The sequence below is a fragment of the Methylobacterium segetis genome, assembly GCF_004348265.1.
GTDB classification, from domain to species: domain Bacteria; phylum Pseudomonadota; class Alphaproteobacteria; order Rhizobiales; family Beijerinckiaceae; genus Methylobacterium; species Methylobacterium segetis.
This window is the reverse complement of the sequence record NZ_SMNT01000208.1, coordinates 1-2,967: the sequence shown is the minus strand read 5'-3', so window position 1 is coordinate 2,967 and position 2,967 is coordinate 1. Positions and strand designations below refer to the sequence as shown.

At 67.6% G+C, this 2,967-nt stretch carries 7 protein-coding genes; 4 read left to right on the top strand and 3 right to left on the bottom strand.

Annotation, left to right across the window (positions count from 1 at the left end; translation table 11 throughout):
* The 3 genes from E1J50_RS25995 to arsH all read right to left on the bottom strand — a co-directional run.
* A partial coding sequence (locus E1J50_RS25995; RefSeq protein WP_132257138.1) for a heavy-metal-associated domain-containing protein occupies positions 1-180 on the bottom strand: 180 nt, incomplete at its 3' end.
* 131 nt (positions 181-311) lie between these two features.
* The gene (locus E1J50_RS25990; protein WP_124262909.1) at positions 312-617 is read right to left on the bottom strand and encodes a hypothetical protein; all 306 of its coding nucleotides are present in this window, start codon (positions 615-617) and stop codon (positions 312-314) included.
* Positions 618-652: 35 nt separating this feature from the next.
* A complete protein-coding gene (gene arsH, locus E1J50_RS25985) occupies positions 653-1,399 on the bottom strand; it encodes an arsenical resistance protein ArsH (protein ID WP_050735116.1) in 747 nt (248 codons plus the stop codon).
* Between the two features lie 50 nt (positions 1,400-1,449).
* Between arsH and E1J50_RS25980 the strand changes: the two genes are divergently transcribed.
* The 4 genes from E1J50_RS25980 to E1J50_RS25965 form a co-directional block, all read left to right on the top strand.
* Positions 1,450-1,809 (top strand): ArsR/SmtB family transcription factor, encoded by a 360-nt coding sequence (locus E1J50_RS25980; RefSeq protein ID WP_050735115.1) that lies wholly within the window; start codon positions 1,450-1,452, stop codon positions 1,807-1,809.
* Positions 1,802-2,329: an arsenate reductase ArsC gene (locus E1J50_RS25975; RefSeq protein ID WP_050735114.1), complete on the top strand. Its 528-nt coding sequence runs from the start codon at positions 1,802-1,804 to the stop codon at positions 2,327-2,329. The genes E1J50_RS25980 and E1J50_RS25975 overlap by 8 nt, the downstream gene beginning before the upstream one ends.
* Entirely contained in the window at positions 2,329-2,754 is a 426-nt protein-coding gene (gene arsC / locus E1J50_RS25970; protein WP_050735113.1) for an arsenate reductase (glutaredoxin), read from the top strand. The genes E1J50_RS25975 and arsC overlap by 1 nt, the downstream gene beginning before the upstream one ends.
* Positions 2,755-2,789: 35 nt before the next feature.
* The coding region (locus E1J50_RS25965) for an ArsB/NhaD family transporter (RefSeq protein ID WP_281024603.1) at positions 2,790-2,967 on the top strand (178 nt) is incomplete at its 3' end.

Here is a 2,967-nt window from a genome sequence, read left to right as displayed (position 1 = left end):
GCCTGCGGCGACTATGGTCTCGGCAATGCGGTCCGCAGGGCCGGTCGCGCCGGACACGGTCACGAGCTTGGCCCCGAGGTCCACCTCGACCAGGGCGCCCGGCTCGATGCCGGCGATGGCCCGGGTCACGGACTTGGCGCAGCCTCCGCAACCCATCCTGTCGACCTTGTAGCGGTACATGACGCTCTCCCTGTGGTGGCGTCCCGCACAGATGGGGCTTCCCATGGTGGGAAGGTCAAGGGTCGCGGAATGCCTCCCGCCAGGTGGGAATGGCGTCGATTCGGGCGGGCGCCCAGGTCGGGGCCGACGTGTTAGGACACCGTGCGGATGATCGCGGCGAACTTGCCGACGGTCATTTGCGTGCGGTCGCCCTCGGTCACGTCCCGGAGAGGATGAGGGTATCCGATCAAGCTTCCGGGCTTGCGCCGCGTTCGAGGGCGGCGAACCGTTCGGCCTTCACCTCGGCGACGTGGCAGCCGCGTTGGATCGTCCGCCTGGCGTGACTGAACACCCATGGGCGTCTCCGGCTGCGTATCGCAGGCAGCGCGCAGGGCACCCAGCGGTATGTCGCTGGCGGCGGCCGGTGCCATCGTGTGCGGGCGTTCAAGGGTCAGCATCGGCATGCTCCTCGGGTTGTTTCCCGGGACTGGTCTCAGCGCTTCACAAAGCCAATGTCGGCGGCCACCGCGCTCAGCCGCTCCGGCGCGCGCTCCTTCCGCTCGCTGTAGCGGTCCACCAGGTAGTCGGCCCGCTCTCGGGTCAGGAGCGTGAACTTCACCAGCTCCTCGCACACGTCCACGACCCGCTCGTAGAGCGGCCCCGGCTTCATCCGGCCCGCGTCGTCAAACTCCTTGTAGGCCATCGGCACGGACGATTGATTCGGGATGGTGATCATCCGCATCCAGCGGCCGAGCACGCGCAAGGCGTTCACGGCGTTGAAGCTCTGCGAGCCGCCGGAGACCTGCATCACGGCAAGGGTGCGCCCCTGGGTCGGCCGCACGCTGCCCTCGCTCAAGGGCAGCCAGTCGATCTGACTTTTCATCACGCCGGTCAGGGTACCGTGCCGCTCCGGTGAGACCCACACCTGGCCCTCGGACCAGATCGAGAGATTGCGCAGCTCCTGCACCTTTAAGTGGTCGGCGGTCGCATCGTCCGGCAGGGGCAGGCCGTCCGCGTGGAAGATCCGCACCTCGCCGCCCATGGCTTCGAGGAGCCGGGCGGCCTCGTACGCGAGGCAGCGGCTGAACGAGCGCTCCCGCAGCGAGCCGTAGAGGATCAGGAAGCGGGGCGCATGGGTGAACGGCGCCGCCGCGTCTAGGCTGTCGCGGGTCGGCACCTCGAAATGCGCTTGGCTGAGGTTCGGCAGGCCATCTTTGAAGGGCTGGCTGAGCTTGTCCAAGGGACGTCTTTCTTGTACGTTCAAAATATCGTTTGAAGATTGTAACGAAAATGGATGAACCGCAAGCCCTCGCCGCCTTTGCGGCCCTGGCGCAGGAACACCGCCTGCGTCTGGTGCGGTCGCTCGTGACCGCCGGACCAGGCGGCCTCGCCTCCGGCGTTCTGGCCGAGGCGGTCGGCGTCTCTGCCGCGACCGTATCCCACCATCTCAAGGAGCTGAGCCATGCGGGCTTGGTCGCCTCGCGGCGCGAGGGCCGTTCGATCATCTACAGTGCTGCCTATCCGGCCCTGTCCGACCTGATCCAGTTCCTGATGCGCGACTGCTGTCAGGGCCACCCGGAGGTCTGCACCCCGGCCGTCGCCGCCCTCGCCGCCTGCAACTGCCCACCCGGAGACACCCTCTATGCCTGATCGCGTCTACAACGTCCTGTTTCTCTGCACCGGCAACTCGGCCCGCTCGATCCTGGCGGAAGCGATGCTGAACCAGGATGGGCAAGGCCGCTTCCGGTCCTACTCCGCCGGTAGCCAGCCCAAGGGCGAGCCGCATCCGCTGGCGTTGCAGACGCTACGGGAGAGCGACTACCCCGTGCACGGGCTGCGCTCGAAGTCCTGGGACGAGTTCGCCGCGCCCGGTGCTCCGGTGATGGATTTCGTGTTCACGGTCTGTGACAACGCAGCCGGCGAACCCTGCCCCTTCTGGACTGGTCAGCCCGTGACCGCTCATTGGGGCATCGAGGACCCTGCCGCTGCGGAAGGCTCGGAGATCGAGCGCAAGCGCGCCTTCGTGACAGCGCAGCGCTACCTGAAGAACCGCATCGCGGCCTTTATCGCCCTGCCGCTCGGCAGCCTCGACCAGGCGGCCCTGTCGGCCAAAGTCAGAGAGATCGGCCAACAAGCCGGTGCCACCGCGCTCCGGCCGGAGGTCGCTTGATGGACGTCATCATCTACCACAACCCGGACTGCGGCACGTCCCGCAACACCCTGGCGATGATCCGCAACGCCGGAATCGAGCCTCATGTGATCGAGTATCTGAAGACGCCGCCCGCCCGGGCGCTGCTGGTGCAGCTCCTCGCCCGGGCCGGCCTGCCCGTCCGCGACGCACTGCGGGAGAAGGGCGCGCCGTTCGCCGAGCTGGGCCTTGGCGATCCGGCATTGACCGATGCGCAGCTGCTCGATGCCATCGAGGCGCATCCGATCCTTCTCAACCGCCCGCTGGTGGTCAGCCCCAAGGGCGTGCGGCTGTGCCGGCCGTCCGAAGCCGTGCTGGACCTCCTGCCGGGGCAGCAAGGCGAGTTCGTCAAAGAGGATGGCGAGCGGGTCGTGGACGAGCACGGCCGCCGCGTCGGCACTGCCTGAACCCCAACCCCGACCCATAAGAAGAAAACGCCCGGATGCTCGCGCTCGCCATCTTCCTCGTCACCCTCGTCTTCGTCATCTGGCAGCCAAGGGGCCTCGGGATCGGATGGAGCGCGCTGGCAGGCGCGGCGGTCGCGCTCGCCACGGGGGTGATCCATCCGGGCGATATTCCGGTGGTCTGGCATATCGTCTGGGACGCCACCTTCACCTTCG

Bases quoted from the DNA above. Each gene is read 5' to 3' on its own strand.
- arsC (WP_050735113.1), top strand. From the start codon at position 2,329: ATGGACGTCATCATCTACCACAACCCGGACTGCGGCACGTCCCGCAAC.
- E1J50_RS25990 (WP_124262909.1), bottom strand. From the start codon at position 617: ATGCTGACCCTTGAACGCCCGCACACGATGGCACCGGCCGCCGCCAGC.
- E1J50_RS25980 (WP_050735115.1), top strand. From the start codon at position 1,450: ATGGATGAACCGCAAGCCCTCGCCGCCTTTGCGGCCCTGGCGCAGGAA.
- E1J50_RS25975 (WP_050735114.1), top strand. From the start codon at position 1,802: ATGCCTGATCGCGTCTACAACGTCCTGTTTCTCTGCACCGGCAACTCG.